Origin of the sequence: Pantoea sp. C2G6 (assembly GCF_051336815.1) — a bacterium.
Lineage (GTDB): Bacteria > Pseudomonadota > Gammaproteobacteria > Enterobacterales > Enterobacteriaceae > Pantoea.
Window position 1 is genome coordinate 187493 of sequence record NZ_JBGMNJ010000005.1, and the last position, 18813, is coordinate 206305.

Below are 18813 nucleotides of genomic sequence, written 5' to 3' on the forward strand. Positions count from 1 at the left end.
CAAAAATTTGCCGTAAATGTGTCATATTGTAACCGACTAATATATAGACCTTTTTCACCGGCTTAGTCCCAAACCGGGCGGTGAAAGATAAAATTAGCGCTATATTTTACTTTCCCATACCGCACGTTGTCGCGGATAATGCGCCGCGTTCATGTCCTCCAAAAATGGCGTAACGTTTATGCTACATCTGTTTGCTGGTCTAGACCTCAGTACTGGCCTGTTATTGGTTCTTGCCCTGCTGTTTGTATTGTTTTATGAAGCAATCAACGGCTTCCACGACACGGCCAACGCAGTTGCGACGGTCATCTATACCCGTGCCATGCGTGCCCAGCTTGCTGTGGTTATGGCGGGTGTCTTCAACTTCTTTGGCGTGCTGCTCGGTGGATTGAGTGTCGCCTACGCTATTGTTCATATGCTTCCCACCGATCTGCTGCTGAATGTCGGATCGGCCCACGGTCTCGCCATGGTGTTTTCTATGCTGCTGGCGGCGATCATCTGGAACCTCGGCACCTGGTATCTCGGTCTGCCGGCCTCCAGCTCCCATACCCTGATCGGTGCCATTATCGGTATCGGCCTGACCAACGCCCTGATGAACGGCACCTCGGTGGTGGATGCGCTTAACATCCCCAAAGTGCTGAATATCTTCCTTTCACTGATCCTGTCGCCGATTGTTGGTCTGGTGATCGCGGGCAGCTTAATCTTTATGCTGCGTCGCTACTGGAGCAGCACCAAAAAGCGTGCACGCATCCATATGACGCCCGCTGACCGCGAGAAGATCGACGGCAAGAAAAAGCCGCCGTTCTGGACCCGTATCGCCCTGATTGTCTCCGCCATCGGCGTGAGCTACTCACATGGCGCGAACGACGGCCAGAAAGGGATTGGCCTGATCATGCTGGTGCTGATTGGCGTGGCCCCGGCCGGTTTCGTGGTGAATATGAATGCCTCCGGTTACGACATCACCCGCACCCGCGACGCGGTTAATCATCTGGAGCAGTATTATCAGCAGCACAACGCCTCGCTGACCCACATTATCCAGATGGCACCGCCGAAGCTGCCTACCCCGGAAGAAGTGCCAGCAGCCAGCCCGCAGGAGTTCCACTGTGACAGCGCCCGCGCATTACAGGCGGTACAGCGCGCACAGCTGCTGCTGAATAACCTGCAAAGCTACGATCAGCTGACGGTGGAACAGCGCGGCCAGATGCGTCGTCTGCTGCTCTGTATCTCTGACACCGCCGACAAAGCGGCCAAGCTGCCGGAAACCACCCCGGATGACCAGCGCTTCCTCAATAAGCTGAAGAGCGATCTGCTGGGTACTATCGAGTATGCGCCGGTCTGGATTATTGTGGCGGTTGCCCTGGCGCTGGGCGTGGGCACCATGATTGGCTGGCGTCGTGTCGCTACCACCATCGGTGAGAAGATCGGTAAAAAAGGCATGACCTATGCGCAGGGGATGTCAGCTCAGGTAACGGCTGCGCTGTCGATTGGCGTCGCCAGCTATACCGGGATGCCGGTCTCCACCACCCACATCCTCTCCTCGTCCGTTGCCGGTACCATGCTGGTTGATGGCGGAGGATTGCAGAGCCGGACCATCAAGAACATCGCCATGGCGTGGATCTTCACACTGCCGGTCTGTATCGTGCTGTCAGGCTCGCTCTACTGGATAGCGTTAAAACTGGTGTAACGCCAGCTGAAAAGGGCGACTCCGGTCGCCCTTTTTTAATGCCAGATCGCCATCGCCACCAGGCTTATCACCACCAGTCCACACAGCGCGCTGGTCAGGATAAACTGCCCCCGTACCCGCTCGCAGCGCCGGATAAACTCATCGTCATGGTGGTCCAGATAGCGTTTCGCCCAGATGTAGGTCACCAGCCGCACCTGCTTACTCGGCTGACCGTGCGAGGTGAAAAAGCCCGCGCCATCAACATACTGATAGAGCAGCGGATCGCAGCCCCGTAACACCGCCAGCAGCGCGCGCAGAGAAGAAAAATAGCGCGCCATATTCACGATACACACCACACAAAGAGCCCAAAAAAGCGCAATAGTGCTGATCATATTCTCCCCTCCCGACCGGAACCGCAGCAGCAGACCCAGCGGAAAAGCGCTGAGCAGACCTGCGGAAGTAGCCCGCCACTGAATTATCGGACTGCGATAGTTTTCGACCCCCTGAGCGGCTGTGAACCGGACCGCCTTTTTTCAGTGTAGGAGAAATCTTTACATTTTTTCCAACGATGATTTTCGTTCAGCGCGAGCAAATCTGGCACAGCTTTGATCTTATTCACAAGCCAGGCGGCAACGGCAGCATTTAGCGACGGAGAAGGCTATACTCAGAGTATAAGAAGATAACCACCTGCAACCCAGGTATACATTTTGGTGACGCTCATCGCCCGCTCGCGCAAAGGACTTCGCTAAGCAGTGACGGGCAGGAAGACCGGATGCCATTCTTAATCTCGTGAAAGGAGTTTTATCATGGCTTACAAACATATCCTGATTGCAGTAGACCTTTCCCCTGAAAGTCAGTTACTGGTGGATAAAGCCGTTTCACTGGCCCGCCCGTACGATGCCAGAATTTCCCTGATCCATGTCGATGTGAACTACTCAGATCTCTATACCGGCCTGATTGATGTCAACTTAGGGGATATGCAGAAGCGCATCTCTGAAGAGACGCACGCGGCGCTGAAAGGTCTGTCAGATTCCGCAGGCTATCCGATCAGCGAAACCCTGAGCGGCAGTGGCGATCTGGGCCAGGTGCTGGTGGATGCGATTAAAAAGTATGACGTCGATCTGGTGGTCTGTGGTCACCATCAGGACTTCTGGAGCAAGCTGATGTCCTCGGCGCGTCAGCTGATCAACACCGTGCATATCGACATGCTGATTGTGCCACTGCGCGATGAAGAAGAGGCGTAAGGGAAGCTCCCCGATGATAAAAGCCGGCGCAATGCCGGCTTTTTTTACAGTGGAGAGTCGCCACAACGCGGCTGATAAATCTTTCGCAAAAACCACGCAATCAACCTGTTAAAAAATTAACAAGGCAAAATAAAAATCTCTCTTCCGGAAATAAGCAGCCTTTTAACCGATAACGCTTTACTGCGTTATTTATTTTCCAGGGCAACTTTCGATACTTTTCTATAGACGGCTTTCCGGGCCTTCAATACCTTATCCTGTTCTCCCTGCTGCATCCGCAACAGAGAGGGAAGAGTAATGTAACCGACCATTTAATAAGGATATTGATTATGCGAGAAATTAACCAGACTGAAACCGTAGCAGTCAGCGGCGCTGGCCTGAGCGGATTGACTGGCGGCGTTAACAACGCACTGACGAATGCTTCTGATTTATTCGGTACCACAGTCGCATCCATTGGTGACACCACCGGTGCCGCTCTGCTGTCCGGCAAGAACTTTAAAACATTAGAGCTGGCGCTGGATAAAGAGACGATAAGCGCCTTTTTCCGCTTCCTGTCTGAAGCCGGCACTGATTTTACTTCAATCTCACGCTATTAATGCGGTTGCGTTATCAGTAAGGGCTAAAAAAATGCCTGATAACTATCAGGCATTTTTTATATCTCTATCCAGGCAGAATTAAAACCTCTCTTTCCGCTGATTTCCCGATAGCGTTACCTTCGTCGCCGTCTCAAATAATGATCGCCTGAAACCGATTCAGCGCATACCGGTTACTGAAACCTTCCGTTAGTCTCTATAACGTCGTGACCAGGGGCGGATAAATATCGAAGCGGTGGCTTTTGGTGACAACCGCCGACTGCGTCACTACCCCCGCCAGCGGCGGTGCGTAATCGGGCCGTTTAACCACGATGCGTTTCTTCGCCAGCCGCCGGGCAGGCTCCAGCAGCGCGTCGGCGTCGTCATCCGCGCCAACCAGCGACTGAAATACCCGCATCTCCTTTTTCACCAGCGCGCTTTTCTGCCGGTGGGGATACATCGGGTCGAGATAGACCACATCCGGTGGCGGAGTGATCTCCCCCAGCGCCTGGGCACTGGGCGCATGAATCAGCGTCAGGCGCTCACGCAGCCAGCCGCCAATCTCCGCGTCCTGATACCCGCGCTGTAATCCATCCTCCAGCAGCGCCGCAACCACCGGGTGACGCTCCAGCATCCGCACCCGGCAGCCCAGCGCCGCCAGCACAAACGCATCCCGTCCCAGCCCGGCGGTGGCGTCCACCACATCCGGCAGATAACCGCCCTTAACGCCGACCGCCTTGGCGACCGCTTCCCCGCGTCCGCCGCCAAAGCGACGGCGATGCGCCATCGCCCCGCTGACAAAGTCGACGAAGATGCCGCCCAGCTTCGGCTCATCACGCTTACGCAGTTCAAGATGGGTCGGGGTCTGGACCAGCGCCAGCGGTGCGTTGTCATCGTGCGTCAGCTGCCAGCGCTGCGCTAAAAGTGATAAGGCGCCGTCTCCGGCGCCTGATTCATCAAGTAAACAGATGTTCACGAAACGACTTATCCCTGAATGCCGTAATGTTCCAGCATCGCGTCGAGCTGCGGCTCACGCCCACGGAAGCGTTTGAACAGCTCCATCGGCTCTTCAGAACCGCCGCGCGTCAGGATGTTATCGAGGAACGACTGACCGGTTTCACGGTTGAAGATGCCCTCTTCTTCGAAGCGGGAGTAAGCATCTGCGGCCAGCACATCGGCCCACAGGTAGCTGTAGTAACCGGCGGCATAACCGCCCGCGAAGATGTGGCTGAAGGCGTGCGGGAAACGCCCCCATTCCGGGCTCGGCACCACCGCCACGCGGCTTTTCACTTCGCGCAGTGTTTCCAGGATCTGCGCGCCTTTCTCCGGGTTGAATTCGGTGTGCAGACGGAAATCGAACAGGCCGAACTCCAGCTGACGCAGGATAAACAGCGCCGCCTGATAGTTTTTGGCCGCCAGCATTTTATCCAGCAATTCTTTCGGCAGCGGTTCGCCGGTCTCATAGTGACCGGAGATAAAAGCCAGCGCGTCCGGCTCCCAGCACCAGTTCTCCATAAACTGGCTCGGCAGTTCGACCGCATCCCACGGCACCCCGCTGATGCCGGAGACGCCCGGCGCTTCAATGCGGGTCAGCATATGGTGCAGGCCGTGACCGAACTCATGGAACAGGGTAATCACTTCGTCATGGGTGAACAGCGCAGGTTTGCCTTTCACCGGACGGTTGAAGTTACAGGTCAGGTAAGCGACCGGCTTTTGCAGCGTGCCATCCGCTTTACGCATCTGACCGACGCAGTCATCCATCCAGGCTCCGCCGCGTTTATGTTCGCGGGCGTAGAGGTCGAGGTAGAAGCTGCCGCGCAGTTCGCCGGTTTCGTCGAACAGATCGAAGAACTTCACGTCAGGATGGTAGACCTCCACATCGGTACGCTGTTTCGCGCTGATGCCGTAGATGCGTTTCACTACTTCGAACAGACCGGCGACCGCACGCTCTTCCGGGAAGTAAGGGCGCAGCTGCTCATCGCTGATGGTGTAGAGATGCTGCTTCTGCTTTTCACCGTAATAGGTGAGATCCCACGGATTCAGCTCGGTGACGCCATGCTCTTTTTGCGCGAAGGCGCGCAGCTGCTCCAGCTCTTTTTCACCCTGCGGACGGGCGCGCTCCGCCAGGTCGTTGAGGAAGTCGATCACCTGCGACGGGCTTTGCGCCATTTTGGTCGCCAGTGACTTATCAGCGTAGGAGTCGAAGCCCAGCAGCTGAGCCAGTTCGTGGCGCAGCGCCAGCTCTTCCGCCATGATCGGGCCATTATCCCACTTACCGGCGTTCGGACCCTGATCGGAGGCGCGCGTCGCATAGGCGCGATACATCTCTTCACGCAGCGCCGCGTTGTCGCAGTAGGTCATGACCGGCAGGTAACTTGGAATATCGAGCGTCAGCAGCCAGCCTTCCTGCTCTTTGGCTTCAGCCTGGGCTTTGGCGGCGGCCAGCGCGCTTTCCGGCATACCGGCCAGATCGTTTTCATCGGTGATCAGCTTGCTCCAGCCCATGGTCGCGTCCAGCACGTTGTTGCTGTAGGCCGAACCCAGCTCGGAGAGGCGCGCGGCGATTTCGCCATAGCGCTGCTGCTTCTCTTTTGGCAGACCGATACCGGAGAGTTCAAAGTCACGCAGGGCGTTATCCACCGCCTTCTTCTGCGCCAGATCCAGCGCGGCGTAATGCTCGCCCTCTTTGAGGTTGCGATAAGCCTGATAGAGTCCCTCATGCTGACCGACCCAGGTGCTGTACTCCGAGAGCAGCGGCAGGGTCTGCTCATAGGCTTCGCGCAGCTCCGGGCTGTTTTTCACCGCGTTAAGGTGGCTGACCGGTGAGAAAATCCGGCTCAGGCGATCGTCGGTTTCCGCCAGCGGCTGAACCAGATTATCCCAGGTGTAGGGTGCGCCCTGCGCCACCACCTTTTCGACCTCCGCGCGACACTGGCTGAGCACTTCGGTCACGGCGGGCACCACATGTTCAGGCTGAATGGCGGAGAAAGGGGGAAGCGTAAAAGATGTCAGTAGCGGATTGGTCATAGCGCAGTCCTTTATTGGTGTATGGAGGCGCGGCGGGTCACGCAACGCAATCTAAGTAACATGCGGCTTAGTGTAGCGAAAATCAATGGGGGGCGGGGTCGGCTGGGGAAGAATCGCTCGCGTTCCTGTGCGGGAACGGAAGAAGCGCAGACGTCGATTGTGCCGGGCGCCTTATCAGCAGGGCGCGGCGGGATTTGTTGTCACGCTTTCAGCCCACTGACAGGGCATCCCTGATATAATCGCGAATTCTCATGCTTTTCCTGCGTCGGTTGCTGTGCGTCGTTCTGTGGGTAATACGTGAGGTAATAATTGGTATAAATTGATTTTCCATCAGTTAAAACCTTATACATTCAACAGGATAAACAATGCTGAGTTATCGCCATAGCTTCCATGCTGGCAACCACGCTGACGTGCTGAAGCACACCGTACAGAGCCTGATCATCACGGCGCTGAAAGAGAAAGAGAAACCGTTTTTTTATCTCGACACCCACGCAGGCGCGGGCCGCTACCAGCTGAGCGGCGAGCACGCCGAGCGCACCGGTGAATATCTGGAAGGTATCTCCCGTATCTGGCAGCAGCCCGATGCGCCGGAACTACTGCAACCCTATTTTGACGCCATCAGCGCCCTGAACCGTGGCCCCGCGCTGCGCTACTATCCCGGCTCGCCGCTGATTGCCCGTCATCTGCTGCGTGAAGATGACCGTCTGCAACTCACTGAACTGCACTCCAGCGACTACCCGCTGCTGCGTAACGAATTCAGCAAAGACAACCGCGCGCGCGTCGATCGGGCCGACGGTTATCAGCAGTTGAAATCGAAACTGCCGCCGCCGTCGCGTCGTGGCCTGATTCTGATCGATCCGCCCTATGAGATGAAAAGCGATTATCAGGCCGTGGTCAAAGGGATTCAGGAAGGACATAAACGCTTTAGTACCGGCATCTTCGCCCTGTGGTATCCGGTGGTGTTACGTCAGCAGATCAAACATATGCTGCGTGACCTGGAAGCGACCGGCATCCGCAATATTCTGCAAATCGAGCTGGCGGCCCGTCCTGACAGCGATCAGCGCGGCATGACCGCCTCCGGCATGATCGTCATCAACCCGCCGTGGAAGCTGGCCGATCAGATGAACAGCCTGCTGCCGTGGCTGCATAAAAAACTGGTTCCGGCCGGTACCGGCCATTTTGTGGTTAACCAGATCGTACCTGAATAACTCTCTCTCACTTTTACGCCGCGCACGCCTGGTGTGGCGGCGAAACAGGACAGGGCTGTCACCATGTGGATCTTACTGGCCGGCGCGCTGACCGCGCTGCAACCCGCCCGGCGGCTGGCACTTTTATTACTGGCGCTCGCCACGCTACTCGGTTTTTATCAGGATGTGTTAGCCTGGCCCGCGCTGCTGCTGTTCGGCGGTAGCGCCGCCGTAGTGGCGCTGCGTATTTATGACCGCGCGCATCATCAGCGGCAGATCGTGACCGAAGCGCTGCTGCTGCTGATCGCCATCGGCTTATTACTTCATCTTTTCCCCGGTTTTAACAACCCACTCCAGCGTGATCATGTACAGATCGGGCCGCGCAGCGTGCCGTTCAGCTTCGGGTTTAACTTTGATAAAGCGCTGATTCCGTTTGTGCTGCTGGCCGCTCTGCCGACGCTGTTTCGCGCTCCGGCGGCCCTGACCCGCTACCGGCTGCCTGCCGCGCTGGCGTTGATCGCCGCCGTGCCGCTGCTGCTCTATAGCGCGGTGTTGCTGGGCGGGTTAGCCGTTGAGCGTCACTTTCCGGCGTGGCTGGGGACCTTTATGCTGGCGAATCTGTTCTTTGTGTCGCTGGCGGAAGAGGCGCTGTTCCGGGGCTATCTGCAACAGCGACTCAGGCAGGCGCTGGGCGGGCTGCCCGCGCTGCTGATCAGTTCGCTGCTGTTCGGGCTGGTTCATGCGCCCGGCGGCGTGCTGCTGGTGATCTTCGCGACGCTGGCCGGGCTGATCTACGGGCTGGCGTGGCACTGGAGCGGCCGGTTATGGCTGGCGACCGCCCTGCACTTCGCCCTGAATCTGACGCACCTGCTGTTTTTCACCTACCCCGCGCTACACCATTAAAGGGTAAAGACCGCCAGATCATAGGCCAGCTCGGTGCAGGGGAAAATGGTCTGGCACTCCGCCAGCAGGCGGCTCATATCTTTGGCCAGATAGCGGGAGCTGAAGTGGGTGGCGATAAGCCGTTTTGCTCCGGCACGCCTGGCCACCTCTGCCGCCTGCAAAGTGGTGGAGTGGCCGCGCCCGTTGGCTTTTTCCACCATCGCCGCCTCCAGCGTGGTTTCATGCACCATCAGGTCCACCTCCGCCGCCAGCTGCAACGCCACCTCGGTTGGGGCGGTGTCACCAAAAATCGCCAGCGTTTTACCTCTGGTGGCCGGCCCCAGATAGTCGGCACCGTTGATCACCCGCCCATCCTCCAGCGTGACGCTTTCGCCCTGCTTCAGCTGCTGATACCACGGGCCGCGCGGCACCCCTTCCGCTTTCAGGCGGGGCGCATCCAGCAGGCCCGGTTTATCGTGCTGTTCAATGCGATAGCCCAGACATTCCAGCGTATGATTCAGCGGCCAGGCGCTGATGCGAAACTCGCCATCATCCAGCGTCCAGCCCGCCTCAATCTCTACAATGGTCAGTGGGTAGTCGGTGTAGGAGCCGCTGATCGCCAGCGCGGTCTCGACAAAGGTTTTTAATCCCTTCGGGCCATAGACCGTCATCGGCGTGCTCAGCCCGGCCATGGAGCGGCTGGTGAGCAATCCCGGCAGACCGAAGATATGATCGCCATGCAGATGGGTGATAAAAATTTTATCCAGCTTGCCCGGTTTCAGGCGGGAACGCATAAACTGTAACTGCGTGCCTTCTCCGCAGTCGAACAGCCAGGTTTCGCCACTCAGCGCGCGGGTAAAGGCGATGGCGGTGACGTTACGTTGCAGGCTGGGCGCACCGCCGCCGGTGCCGAGAAAAGTAAGGTGCATGGTATGCTTCCCTGTCAGCAGTAGAAAAAACAGAACCCTATTACAATCATAGGCGCAAACTTTGCGTCATTTCGAGCCACAGCGTTACACTCTACGCCAATTTTTTTATGCAACCGGATGGATACTTCAATGACCCGACATTTCGACTATCTCGCCATCGGCGGCGGCAGTGGCGGCATCGCCTCGATCAACCGTGCGGCCATGTATGGCCAGAAATGCGCCCTGATTGAAGCGAAAGAGCTGGGCGGCACCTGCGTCAACGTGGGCTGCGTACCGAAAAAAATCATGTGGCATGCCGCGCAAATCGCCGAAGCTATCCATCTGTATGGGCCGGACTACGGCTTCGACACCACGGTGAATCGCTTCGACTGGGCGACGCTGGTGAAAAACCGCAGCGCCTATATCGATCGTATCCACAGCTCCTATGACAACGTGCTGGGGAAAAATAAGGTTGAGGTGATCAAAGGCTTCGCCCGTTTTGTCGATGCGCATAGCGTTGAAGTCAACGGCGAGATCATTACCGCCAACCATATTCTGATCGCCACCGGCGGTCGCCCGGTCCATCCTGCGATTCCTGGCGCCGAGTATGGCATTGATTCCGATGGCTTCTTTGAGCTGGACGCGCTGCCAAAACGCACCGCGGTCGTTGGCGCGGGCTATATCGCGGTCGAGCTGGCGGGCGTGGTTAACGCGCTGGGCTCCGAAACCCACCTGTTTGTGCGTAAGCATGCGCCGCTGCGCAGCTTTGATCCGCTGCTGACTGAGACGCTGGTAGAGGTGATGAACAGTGAAGGCCCGGCGCTGCACACCGAAGCGGTGCCGAAAGCGGTGGTGAAGAACGCCGATGGCAGCCTGACGCTGCAACTGGAAAACGGCAGTGAATACACCGTTGATTGCCTGGTCTGGGCGATTGGCCGCGAACCTGAAACTGACAATCTCAACATTCAGGCCGCTGGCGTGGCGCTCGACGAGAAAGGCTATATCAGCGTCGATAAGTTCCAGAATACCAATGTCTCAGGCATCTACGCGGTGGGCGACAACACCGGTGCGGTTGAGCTGACGCCCGTGGCGGTCGCCGCAGGCCGTCGTCTCTCTGAGCGTCTGTTTAACAACAAGCCGGACGAACATCTGGACTACAGCAATGTGCCGACCGTGGTGTTCAGCCATCCGCCGATTGGCACCGTGGGACTGACTGAGCCGCAGGCGCGCGAACAGTATGGCGACGACCAGGTGAAGATTTACAAATCGTCGTTCACCGCCATGTACACCGCCGTCACTCAACATCGCCAGCCGTGCCGCATGAAGCTGGTCTGCGTCGGTGCCGATGAGAAGATTGTCGGGATTCACGGTATCGGATTTGGTATGGATGAGATGCTCCAGGGCTTCGCCGTGGCGCTGAAGATGGGCGCAACCAAAAAGGACTTTGATAACACGGTCGCGATTCACCCGACCGCAGCGGAAGAGTTTGTGACCATGCGCTAAGGTCAGAAAGCGCTTCTCCCCACCAAAAACTGGTCATGATGGCCAGTTTTTTTTATTTGTGCGGTGGCGGAGAGGGCCGGAAGCGATAAACGCCTGAAAACAGCAGGTCCGTATCAGCTTAAAAGGCGGGGTTTTCAGGCGGCAACCTGATCCGCATGGCTGAAAAACGCATCGTTAAGCCGATACGCTCATGTCGGGCCGTTTAATTATTGTCGATTCGGTTCAACGATCCCGTCTCTAACCGGATATGGTTATAACCGGAAAACTTATCACCCGGCTGAGACTTATTACCTGAATGTCCGTTACGGCTAAATAAAATCTCAACGCTGTCATTTTTAAGCAGATAACCTCTCTTTGATACCCGCAGAATAAAATCGTCGCTGATGCCCAGAAAAGATAACTTCGATTTAAAATTGGACATCACCTGCCAGACCCGCTGGGTAGAGGAACTTAGCCCATGTCTGTCCCATACGTGCTCCATTAGCTCAGCATCGGTAACCAGTTCAACCGTGGCGTTTTCAAAAAGATACTCCAGCACCCGCGCCATGGTTTTCCTGAGGATAATATCGCTGCCCGAACCGTTCAGAGAGATTAGCCGCTTTGTCTTGGTTAAATAGATGACTTTACCTTCAATAAGGTATCCGATAAAATTTAATTCATCATATAGCCGCATGATTACCTCTGAAGAGTGATGAAAACAAAATAATAAGTTTTCTTTTATCGTTACGAAAAAAGCATCACGTCATTATATTGACATCGTTTTAAATTAAACAGCATCACTCCTTTTTGTTGATTTGACGTTTCCGGGAAACGTATTCCGGTCAGGATGCAACCCGTCGCCAGCGCATCTGATAATCCAGCACCGTTTCATCCCTGCGCCAACACCAGAATGGCCCGCTATTCTGCCAGGATCTCAGGACATTAACCTGTCAAATATTTTCATCTTTTTCTCGGTGAAAAATATCAGCGGATCTGAAAGGTTCCTTTCGCTTTTTGCTGCTCTCCTTTTCAACAGAAGTTCAGGCAACTCAGCTTTTGCCGCGCGAGGCTGGCGATCTCAGCCGGGCTCAGCGCTGGAGAAGAGGTTTTCGCTTTTTATCGCCTCATTTTTTCGGTTTAAAGCCGCCCTGGCCTGCCAGCTGACCCGCACCATCTATCCTTACTGTGGTCGCCGGGCTGGAAGCGCTCCACTATAGTGAAAATGTCGCGGTTTCGCATACGTAAATAATCTGGCTATTTATTTATAAGTAAAATAATTACTTATTAAAATTATATAAGCCGGGCTTCTGGTTTCTCTCCTGAACGCTTTAAAAAAGCGCCTGAATTAAAAAAGGCGACGCCGTTGTGCTGCGAAGCGCCCCGCCTGAGGGTAAACAGGCGCGGTTAAGCGGGCAATCTCATTTAATAAGGGGCCGTTATCGGCCGGTTTTTTTCTGGCGGCTATCAGATAACGGCGATCAGATAATCAGGATAGAATCCGGTCCGGCCTGATTTATCTTATGCATGGCTCTTATGAAATCACCTAAACTTAACTAAAACAATGAGGTTAGATTTTTATTTTTACGTCAAAACTTCTCACCTGCACAACGCGACCTTGCAGTATATATCACCATAAAAGCATCTAAAAATATGCTCTGCTTTGGTTTTATGGATTATCTGGTCATTATCGCCGCGGCGAATAAACGCTTTTGTTGTTTTTTTATAATCCACAAATGCTAATCTTTCAGCCTGGATTTTGATCTGTATCAACTGGAAATATCCCGGTAAAAAAAGAAATGCCACCTTTAAAAATAATCTAAAAGTAAGAGATTAACTCAGCACCTTTCTCTTTCGCCAATTAGCTACATCCATAATAATATAGATATGGTTGTTAAAGAAACGGTTTCAGAATGTTTTTACTTATCGCAGTGGCGGCCGCTTTTCTGCGCCATGCTGGCAGTGTAAAAAGCGGCTGCCGCTATAATTCCGTAAGAAATCCGGCAACAGATAAAATAAAACCCGGCGCTTAGCTTTAAATCAGGCTGTTCGGGTGAGGCGCTATTTAGCGCGAGGTGTTATCCCGGCCAGCAGTGCCACCGATCCCGTGCCAGACGCTGGCTGTCGGGAGCGGTTTTATCGTCACGGTTATCGGCTTTAGCGACGGTTGCGGCTTCAGAAGGGAGAGGCAATCCCGCGCGCCCTGTTGCGCCGAGGGTGCAACGGCGCACCCTGGCTGAGCATCTCAGCTGACGCGGTCAAGCCAGCGCACATAAGCCTGATCCCACAAGGCGGCGGGGGTGCCCGCTTTGCCCAGACCAAAGCCATGTCCGCCCTTGCTGATCTGAATCAGCTCAACCGGCACCCGATTACGACGACAGGTGTCGCGCATCAGCTCGGTATTGAACGGATTGGAGGTGTGGTCGTCCTCGGCCTGGGCCAGAAACGTCGGCGGATAGTGCCGGGTGACGTAGTTCTGCACCGACCAGTTCGCTTCATCCTGCGGGGTGGCATTTTTGCCGACCATCATCAGATGGGTGTTGGTGTGCTGATAAGGCGCTTCCAGGGTGATGACCGGATAGATGAGCCCAACGCTGTCGACTTTTGGCACCACCTCATCCAGCGGATCGATAGCCGGATAAGATGCAAAGTCCGGGCGCGCCGCCGCCAGGCCGAGCAGATGTCCACCCGCCGAGAAGCCGAGCACATGCACTTTGCGCTCGAAGGAGCGCACCAGGCGAATAGCGCGCTGGGCATCCTGAAGCGGGGCGAGCCGGCCCGCCTGCCACTTCTCATGCGGCAGCCGGTAGCTGAGCACATAGGCGGTATAGCCACTGGCATTGAGCCAGCGCGCCACCGGCCAGGCTTCGCGCCCCATGCCGATCCAGCGATAGCCTCCACCTGCGGCGATCAGCACCGCTTCGCCATTGGGATTTTCCGGTTTAAAACGCTGAATCGCCGGGCTGACGATATTGGACCAGGAGCCGCTGCTGTTAATCCGCAGCTCCCCGGATGGGCCACCGCCGCCGGGCGGATCGTCCGGCCAGAGGGGAATAATGTCATTACGGGCAAATAATTTGCCGGTGGTCATGGAGAGCCCAAGCGCTCCCGTGCCGAGAATAAAGCGTCGACGCGTAATCATAATGCCTGTTAAGTGATGCCCGAAAAGTCAGCCAACCGTTGCGGCACGCTGAAGCAGAAGTAACTGATGCAAGTCTGGTGCCATGGCTGGCGATTATGTACGCAATCGTTCCAAAAAAGCCATAAAAAAACGCGCCCGAAAGGCGCGTTTTTAAACCGATTGGCGCGGTTAATCTTCCTGCTGGAACTGCGCCATAACTGACTGCTCACACTGCTGTTCATTGGCACGCAGTTTGGCGCGCTCATCGTCGCCCAGTTGCAGCCAGGCGCTGGCGACTTCACGGGCAGACTCTTCATCAAATTCGGGCTGATTCATCGCTGAGGGCGACTGACTGCGCGCCACGGTGGATTTCATCTGCTCAACATATTGATCCGCACTCGCGACCTTTTTTTCGCCGCTGACAATGTGGCACAACTGACTGGCATAGACATTCTGCTCAGTATCACTATCATCGGCCGCCAGCGCGCTGCCGGAGGCGAGCACGCTCAGCAGCGCTAGCTGAATCACTTTCATTGTTAACTCCTGTTGGTTCGGGTTAAACCTTGCGCTGAAGGGCTTCAAGGCGCTTCTGACGCCAGTTCAGCAGCGGCGATACGGTGGTGCCGTGGATAACCACACTACAGACCACCAGCGTTAACGCCATATTAGTCATTATTTCCATCTGCGGACCTTCCATGCCGTGCGTCCAGGCATAGGCGATATAGTTCAGACTGCCAATACCGCGAATGCCGAGCCAGCCAATCAGCAGACGTTGTCCCAGCGGCAGCCCGGCGCGCAGCGTCACCAGCCAGACCGCCAGCGGGCGCACCACCACAAACAGCACCAGACCGAGCAGCACGCCGTAGATATTCCAGTGCTGCGCCAGCGTCACGCCCAGCACCACCATCATGCCAGCCGCCAGTAAACGTTCAATAGTATCGCCAAAAGAGAGGGCGTCGCCTACTACAAACCCAATCGACTTCACCATGTTGTTGTTGCCCTGATGCGCCAGCCGCTTGTTGGGGTTGACCAGCGCCTCGGAGGGCAACACGCGCTCATCGTCAGAGAGATCGTCCGGCTGATGGCGACGGAACACCCCCAGCTCGGCGCGGCGTAATCCCAGCCCGGCGGCAAACGCTGCCAGGAAGCCAGACGCTCCCAGCCACTGCACCAGCGAATAACTGAGTGCGATCAGCGCCAGCGCCAGAAAATCGTTGGGGGCGACATCGCCGTTGGCGTTACGCAGCCGGGTCGCCAGCAGGCCAATCAGCCGTCCCAGCGCAAAACCGATGGTCAGCCCGCCGCCAATCGCCCAGAGCACTTCCACCGCCCCCCAGTGCGCCAGCATCCCGCCGCTCAGGCTTTCGCCATTAAACAGCAGCAGCGCCAGTATCAGCAGCGGCAGCGCGGAGCCATCATTCATCCCCGCTTCGCTGGAGATCGCCACGCGCAGTGAGTCATCATCCTGGGCATCGTTTACCGAGATTAAGCTCGCCAGCACCGGATCGGTCGGCGCGACTATCGCTCCAAACGCCAGCGCGATCGGCCAGTCGAGTCCCACCAGGTAGTGGGTCAGCAGGGTCATCGCCGCCACGGTCAGCAGCATCGCGGGGAACGCCAGTTTCAGCCCGGTACGCCAGCAGTTGTTCTGCAAGGGCATACGCAGCTTGAGGCCGGTAATAAACAGGGAGGCCGCCATGGTGATTTCGGTAATGTGGGCCACGGCTTCGGAATGGGTGACGATGTCGATGTGGATCACATCGAATCCCCACGGGCCGCACAATATGCCCGCGATAAGGAACAGACCAAATGAGGTGACCGGCCCCCGGTGGATCCAACCGGAAGCCAGCGACATCAGCAGCAGAAGGCCGCCCGTCGCTGCTGTCCAGGCTAAAAAGTTCATAACGCTCCAGAATATTTCGGGTTTATGAATAAGCCTGGCACATTTTTTGACGGGCGGGACGATCAGTTTTTCAGGTGACGACTGGCGAGGCGCACCGCCAGAGCGGCGCCACCGGCGAGGGTCGAGAGCGCCACCACGCCATTCCAGCCCCAGTGTGCCAGCGCCAGACTCCCCAGCGCCGCACCGCTGGCCATGCCGATAAACACCACGGTAAACAGCAGCGCGTTCAGGCGACTGCGTGCTTCCGGTGCCAGACCGTAGACCAGCGTCTGATGCGCCACCAGCGTCGCCTGTACCCCTAAATCGAAACCGATGGTACAGAGCACAATCAGCGCCAGCTGCGCTGGCATGGGCAGCCACGGCAGCAGAAACATCAGCGCAAAGGAAATCGTGACCAGCGCCGCCCCCGCCTGGGTGACTCGCGCCGGGCCGATACGGTCAGCGAAACTGCCGGCCAGCGGCGCGGCCATCGCGCCTGCGGCCCCGGCCAGACCAAACGCGCCCGCCACCGCGCTGTCCAGCTGGAAGCGGTCGCTGAGCATCAGCGCCAGCGTCGACCAGAAGGCGCTGAAGCCTACCGACAGCAGACCCTGCGCCAGTGCGGCCCGGCGCAGCGTCTGATGATGACGCCACAGGTGCGCCAGCGACAGCAGCAGGCGCGGATAGCTCACCGAGGTGCCAGGCGTGAAGCGCGGCAATACCCGCCACAGCGTCAGGGTAATCAGCAGCACCGCCAGCGCGGCGATCATATACATGGTGCGCCAGCCGAAATATTCCGCCACCACCCCGCTGACCACCCGCGACAGCAGGATGCCGACCAGCAGCCCGGTCATCACCGTGCCGACCGTTTTTCCCCGGCTGCGCTCCGGGGCCAGCGCCGCCGACGCGGGCACAATGTCCTGCGCCACCGTGGCGGTGAGTCCGGTGATAAAACTGGCGACCAGCAGCGCGCTGAGTCCGCCAGAGAAGCCACACAGCAGCAGCGCCGCGACCAGCATTAATCCTTTGATAAAGATAATGGTGCGGCGGTCATGGCGATCGCCCAGCGGAGCCAGCAGCAGAATGCCCAGCGCATAGCCCGCCTGAGTCAGCATCGGCACCATGCCCACCGCGCCGATACCGGCGTTAAACTGCTTACTGATAATATCCAGCATCGGCTGGCTGTAATAAATCGACGCCACGCTGAGTCCGGCCCCGGCGGCCAGGGTAAACACCAGCGGCGTGGGGAGCGTTTCGGTCTGGGTAGGGGTCTGTATCGCTGACATGCTGTGATCCTCATTAATTCGAGTGGCTATTAGAGCGCATCGCAGTCATACGCGGTAGACTGATTTCAGGCAAAACCATTATGCGTGGTACGTATGAATCACTCCGGCTCCGGCGATCGCATCGAACTGATGCAGACTTTTATCCGTATTGTGGAGAGCGGCAGCCTGTCGGCGGCGGCGGCGCAGCTCGGCACCACCCAGCCCACCGTCAGCCGTCGGCTGCAAACCCTGGAGCAGCGGCTCGGCCTGAAGCTGATCCTGCGCACCACCCATGCGCTGAAGCTCACCGACGACGGCGAGCGCTGCTACGCCCAGGCGCGGCAGCTGCTGGCGACCTGGCACGCGCTGGAAGATGAGCTGACCGGGGCCAGCGCCGATCCGGTCGGTACGCTGCGGGTGCGTGCGCCGCACGCCTTTGGTCAGGATCAGCTGATCGCCCCACTGGTGGACTATCTGCAACGCTATCCCCGGCTCAATATTGAGTGGATGCTCAATGACCGCACCCCCGATTTTGTCGCGGAGAATGTCGACTGCGCCATTCAGGTCGGAGCACCGACCGACCCCTCGGTGGTGGCGATTCTGCTGGCGGAAGTGCCGCGTATCGTGGTCGCCGCCCCCGCCCTGCTGGCGCAACAGCCGCCGATTGAACAGGTGGAGCAGCTGCGCGATCTGCCGTGGCTGGCGCTGACCAGTTTTTACCGTAACGAAGTGGCGTTGCAGAAGATTGACGACGGCCAGCCGGTGAACCTGGCGATTGCGCCGCGGCTGAGCAGCGACAGTTTATACGCGGTGCGCAAAGCGGCACTGGCGGGGATGGGGGCGGCGATTGTCTCGTCGTGGGTGGTACAGGAGGATTTGGCCGATGGCCGGTTGATTCAGCTGATGCCCGCGTGGCAGGCCCCGCCGCTGCCGGTCTGGCTGACCTATCCCTGGGCCAGTTACTACCCGGCCCGGCTGCAACATTTTTTTGCCATGATCAAAGCGGTGCTGCCGCAGCTGGCGGGCGCCCGGCCCGCCTCGCCGTCAGGCAACGCGGCGGAGAGCACGCAGGGGCGTTAATGCCCCTTTTTCTCGTTACGCGACATCTGATCCAGCCAGCCCATCACAAAAGCGGAGAGCACAAAGGTCAGGTGGATAATCACGTACCACATCAGTTTGTCGTTGGCGACGTTGCGCGCTTCCATAAACACCCGCAGCAGGTGAATCGAGGAGATCGCCACGATGGAGGCCGCCACTTTGTTCTTCAGCGAACCGGAGTCCATCTTGCCCAGCCAGCTGAGTTTCTCTTTGCTTTCGTCAATATCGAGCTTAGAGACAAAGTTTTCATAGCCCGACAGCATCACCATCACCAGCAGGCCACCCACCAGCGTCATGTCCACCAGCGACAGCAGCAGCAGGATCAGGTCGTTTTCCGCAATGCTGAAGATGTTGGGCAGCAGATGGAAAATTTCCTGGAAAAATTTAATCGTCAGCGCCAGCAAACCCAGCGAAAGTCCAATGTAAACCGGGGCCAGCAACCAGCGCGATGCATACATCAGGTTTTCGGTAAAACGTTCCATAGAATCCCA

The 18813-nt window shown here is 57.2% G+C and carries 17 protein-coding genes; 7 read left to right on the forward strand and 10 right to left on the reverse strand.

Features of this window, described 5'->3' with window-relative positions; genetic code table 11:
• The first annotated feature begins 178 nt into the window (after nt 1-178).
• Nucleotides 179-1681: an inorganic phosphate transporter PitA gene (gene pitA, locus ACCW71_RS09560; protein WP_436371015.1), complete on the forward strand. Its 1503-nt coding sequence runs from the start codon at nt 179-181 to the stop codon at nt 1679-1681.
• 35 nt (nt 1682-1716) lie between these two features.
• Here pitA and uspB read toward each other — a convergent pair whose 3' ends face one another.
• Nucleotides 1717-2052, reverse strand: a complete 336-nt coding sequence (uspB, locus tag ACCW71_RS09565) for a universal stress protein UspB (protein WP_436370955.1) — start codon at nt 2050-2052, stop codon at nt 1717-1719.
• A 414-nt stretch (nt 2053-2466) separates the two neighbouring features.
• Between uspB and uspA the strand changes: the two genes are divergently transcribed.
• Both uspA and ACCW71_RS09575 read left to right on the forward strand, forming a co-directional pair.
• Nucleotides 2467-2904 carry a universal stress protein UspA gene (uspA, locus tag ACCW71_RS09570; protein ID WP_436370956.1) on the forward strand — a complete coding sequence of 146 codons (438 nt, stop codon included), beginning with the start codon at nt 2467-2469 and terminating at the stop codon, nt 2902-2904.
• 326 nt (nt 2905-3230) lie between these two features.
• On the forward strand, nt 3231-3497 hold the full coding sequence (locus ACCW71_RS09575) for a hypothetical protein (protein WP_436370957.1): 267 nt from the start codon (nt 3231-3233) through the stop codon (nt 3495-3497).
• Nucleotides 3498-3690: 193 nt separating this feature from the next.
• Here ACCW71_RS09575 and rsmJ read toward each other — a convergent pair whose 3' ends face one another.
• Together rsmJ and prlC are read right to left on the reverse strand one after the other, a co-directional pair.
• The gene (gene rsmJ / locus ACCW71_RS09580; RefSeq protein WP_436370958.1) at nt 3691-4449 is read right to left on the reverse strand and encodes a 16S rRNA (guanine(1516)-N(2))-methyltransferase RsmJ; all 759 of its coding nucleotides are present in this window, start codon (nt 4447-4449) and stop codon (nt 3691-3693) included.
• Between the two features lie 8 nt (nt 4450-4457).
• Complete coding sequence (gene prlC, locus ACCW71_RS09585) at nt 4458-6500, reverse strand: oligopeptidase A (RefSeq protein WP_436370959.1); 2043 nt, start codon at nt 6498-6500, stop codon at nt 4458-4460.
• A 365-nt stretch (nt 6501-6865) separates the two neighbouring features.
• Here prlC and ACCW71_RS09590 point away from each other — a divergent pair, with 365 nt between their 5' ends.
• Together ACCW71_RS09590 and ACCW71_RS09595 are read left to right on the forward strand one after the other, a co-directional pair.
• Nucleotides 6866-7708: a 23S rRNA (adenine(2030)-N(6))-methyltransferase RlmJ gene (locus ACCW71_RS09590; RefSeq protein ID WP_436370960.1), complete on the forward strand. Its 843-nt coding sequence runs from the start codon at nt 6866-6868 to the stop codon at nt 7706-7708.
• A gap of 63 nt (nt 7709-7771) precedes the next feature.
• Complete coding sequence (locus tag ACCW71_RS09595; protein ID WP_436370961.1) at nt 7772-8590, forward strand: CPBP family intramembrane glutamic endopeptidase; 819 nt, start codon at nt 7772-7774, stop codon at nt 8588-8590.
• Here ACCW71_RS09595 and rnz read toward each other — a convergent pair.
• Nucleotides 8587-9498 (reverse strand): ribonuclease Z, encoded by a 912-nt coding sequence (gene rnz, locus ACCW71_RS09600; protein WP_436370962.1) that lies wholly within the window; start codon nt 9496-9498, stop codon nt 8587-8589. The two genes, ACCW71_RS09595 and rnz, sit on opposite strands and share 4 nt — an antisense overlap.
• A 129-nt stretch (nt 9499-9627) precedes the next feature.
• Between rnz and gorA the strand changes: the two genes are divergently transcribed.
• Complete coding sequence (gene gorA, locus ACCW71_RS09605) at nt 9628-10980, forward strand: glutathione-disulfide reductase (protein ID WP_436370963.1); 1353 nt, start codon at nt 9628-9630, stop codon at nt 10978-10980.
• Between the two features lie 202 nt (nt 10981-11182).
• Here gorA and ACCW71_RS09610 read toward each other — a convergent pair whose 3' ends face one another.
• The 5 genes from ACCW71_RS09610 to ACCW71_RS09630 form a co-directional block, all read right to left on the reverse strand.
• Entirely contained in the window at nt 11183-11653 is a 471-nt protein-coding gene (locus tag ACCW71_RS09610; RefSeq protein WP_436370964.1) for a winged helix-turn-helix domain-containing protein, read from the reverse strand.
• Nucleotides 11654-13201: 1548 nt separating this feature from the next.
• Nucleotides 13202-14098, reverse strand: a complete 897-nt coding sequence (locus ACCW71_RS09615; protein WP_436370965.1) for an alpha/beta hydrolase — start codon at nt 14096-14098, stop codon at nt 13202-13204.
• A 168-nt stretch (nt 14099-14266) separates the two neighbouring features.
• The gene (locus tag ACCW71_RS09620; RefSeq protein WP_436370966.1) at nt 14267-14611 is read right to left on the reverse strand and encodes a hypothetical protein; all 345 of its coding nucleotides are present in this window, start codon (nt 14609-14611) and stop codon (nt 14267-14269) included.
• A gap of 22 nt (nt 14612-14633) precedes the next feature.
• Nucleotides 14634-15980, reverse strand: a complete 1347-nt coding sequence (locus ACCW71_RS09625) for a cation:proton antiporter (protein WP_436370967.1) — start codon at nt 15978-15980, stop codon at nt 14634-14636.
• 62 nt (nt 15981-16042) lie between these two features.
• Entirely contained in the window at nt 16043-17245 is a 1203-nt protein-coding gene (locus ACCW71_RS09630) for an MFS transporter (protein ID WP_436370968.1), read from the reverse strand.
• A 93-nt stretch (nt 17246-17338) separates the two neighbouring features.
• On the opposite strand from ACCW71_RS09630, the gene ACCW71_RS09635 reads away from it, so the two are divergent.
• Nucleotides 17339-18304 (forward strand): LysR family transcriptional regulator, encoded by a 966-nt coding sequence (locus ACCW71_RS09635; protein WP_436371016.1) that lies wholly within the window; start codon nt 17339-17341, stop codon nt 18302-18304.
• On the opposite strand, the gene ACCW71_RS09640 is transcribed toward ACCW71_RS09635, so the two are convergent.
• Nucleotides 18301-18804 carry a TIGR00645 family protein gene (locus tag ACCW71_RS09640; protein WP_436370969.1) on the reverse strand — a complete coding sequence of 168 codons (504 nt, stop codon included), beginning with the start codon at nt 18802-18804 and terminating at the stop codon, nt 18301-18303. The two genes, ACCW71_RS09635 and ACCW71_RS09640, sit on opposite strands and share 4 nt — an antisense overlap.
• Nucleotides 18805-18813: the final 9 nt, after the last annotated feature.

Excerpts from the sequence above, each read along its gene's own strand:
- ACCW71_RS09620 (WP_436370966.1), bottom strand. The coding sequence starts at position 14,611 with ATGAAAGTGATTCAGCTAGCGCTGCTGAGCGTGCTCGCCTCCGGCAGC.
- ACCW71_RS09615 (WP_436370965.1), bottom strand. The coding sequence starts at position 14,098 with ATGATTACGCGTCGACGCTTTATTCTCGGCACGGGAGCGCTTGGGCTC.
- ACCW71_RS09610 (WP_436370964.1), bottom strand. The coding sequence starts at position 11,653 with ATGCGGCTATATGATGAATTAAATTTTATCGGATACCTTATTGAAGGT.
- rnz (WP_436370962.1), bottom strand. The coding sequence starts at position 9,498 with ATGCACCTTACTTTTCTCGGCACCGGCGGCGGTGCGCCCAGCCTGCAA.
- prlC (WP_436370959.1), bottom strand. The coding sequence starts at position 6,500 with ATGACCAATCCGCTACTGACATCTTTTACGCTTCCCCCTTTCTCCGCC.
- ACCW71_RS09640 (WP_436370969.1), bottom strand. The coding sequence starts at position 18,804 with ATGGAACGTTTTACCGAAAACCTGATGTATGCATCGCGCTGGTTGCTG.
- gorA (WP_436370963.1), top strand. The coding sequence starts at position 9,628 with ATGACCCGACATTTCGACTATCTCGCCATCGGCGGCGGCAGTGGCGGC.
- ACCW71_RS09595 (WP_436370961.1), top strand. The coding sequence starts at position 7,772 with ATGTGGATCTTACTGGCCGGCGCGCTGACCGCGCTGCAACCCGCCCGG.
- ACCW71_RS09575 (WP_436370957.1), top strand. The coding sequence starts at position 3,231 with ATGCGAGAAATTAACCAGACTGAAACCGTAGCAGTCAGCGGCGCTGGC.
- ACCW71_RS09625 (WP_436370967.1), bottom strand. The coding sequence starts at position 15,980 with ATGAACTTTTTAGCCTGGACAGCAGCGACGGGCGGCCTTCTGCTGCTG.
- uspA (WP_436370956.1), top strand. The coding sequence starts at position 2,467 with ATGGCTTACAAACATATCCTGATTGCAGTAGACCTTTCCCCTGAAAGT.
- ACCW71_RS09630 (WP_436370968.1), bottom strand. The coding sequence starts at position 17,245 with ATGTCAGCGATACAGACCCCTACCCAGACCGAAACGCTCCCCACGCCG.
- ACCW71_RS09635 (WP_436371016.1), top strand. The coding sequence starts at position 17,339 with ATGAATCACTCCGGCTCCGGCGATCGCATCGAACTGATGCAGACTTTT.
- ACCW71_RS09590 (WP_436370960.1), top strand. The coding sequence starts at position 6,866 with ATGCTGAGTTATCGCCATAGCTTCCATGCTGGCAACCACGCTGACGTG.
- pitA (WP_436371015.1), top strand. The coding sequence starts at position 179 with ATGCTACATCTGTTTGCTGGTCTAGACCTCAGTACTGGCCTGTTATTG.
- uspB (WP_436370955.1), bottom strand. The coding sequence starts at position 2,052 with ATGATCAGCACTATTGCGCTTTTTTGGGCTCTTTGTGTGGTGTGTATC.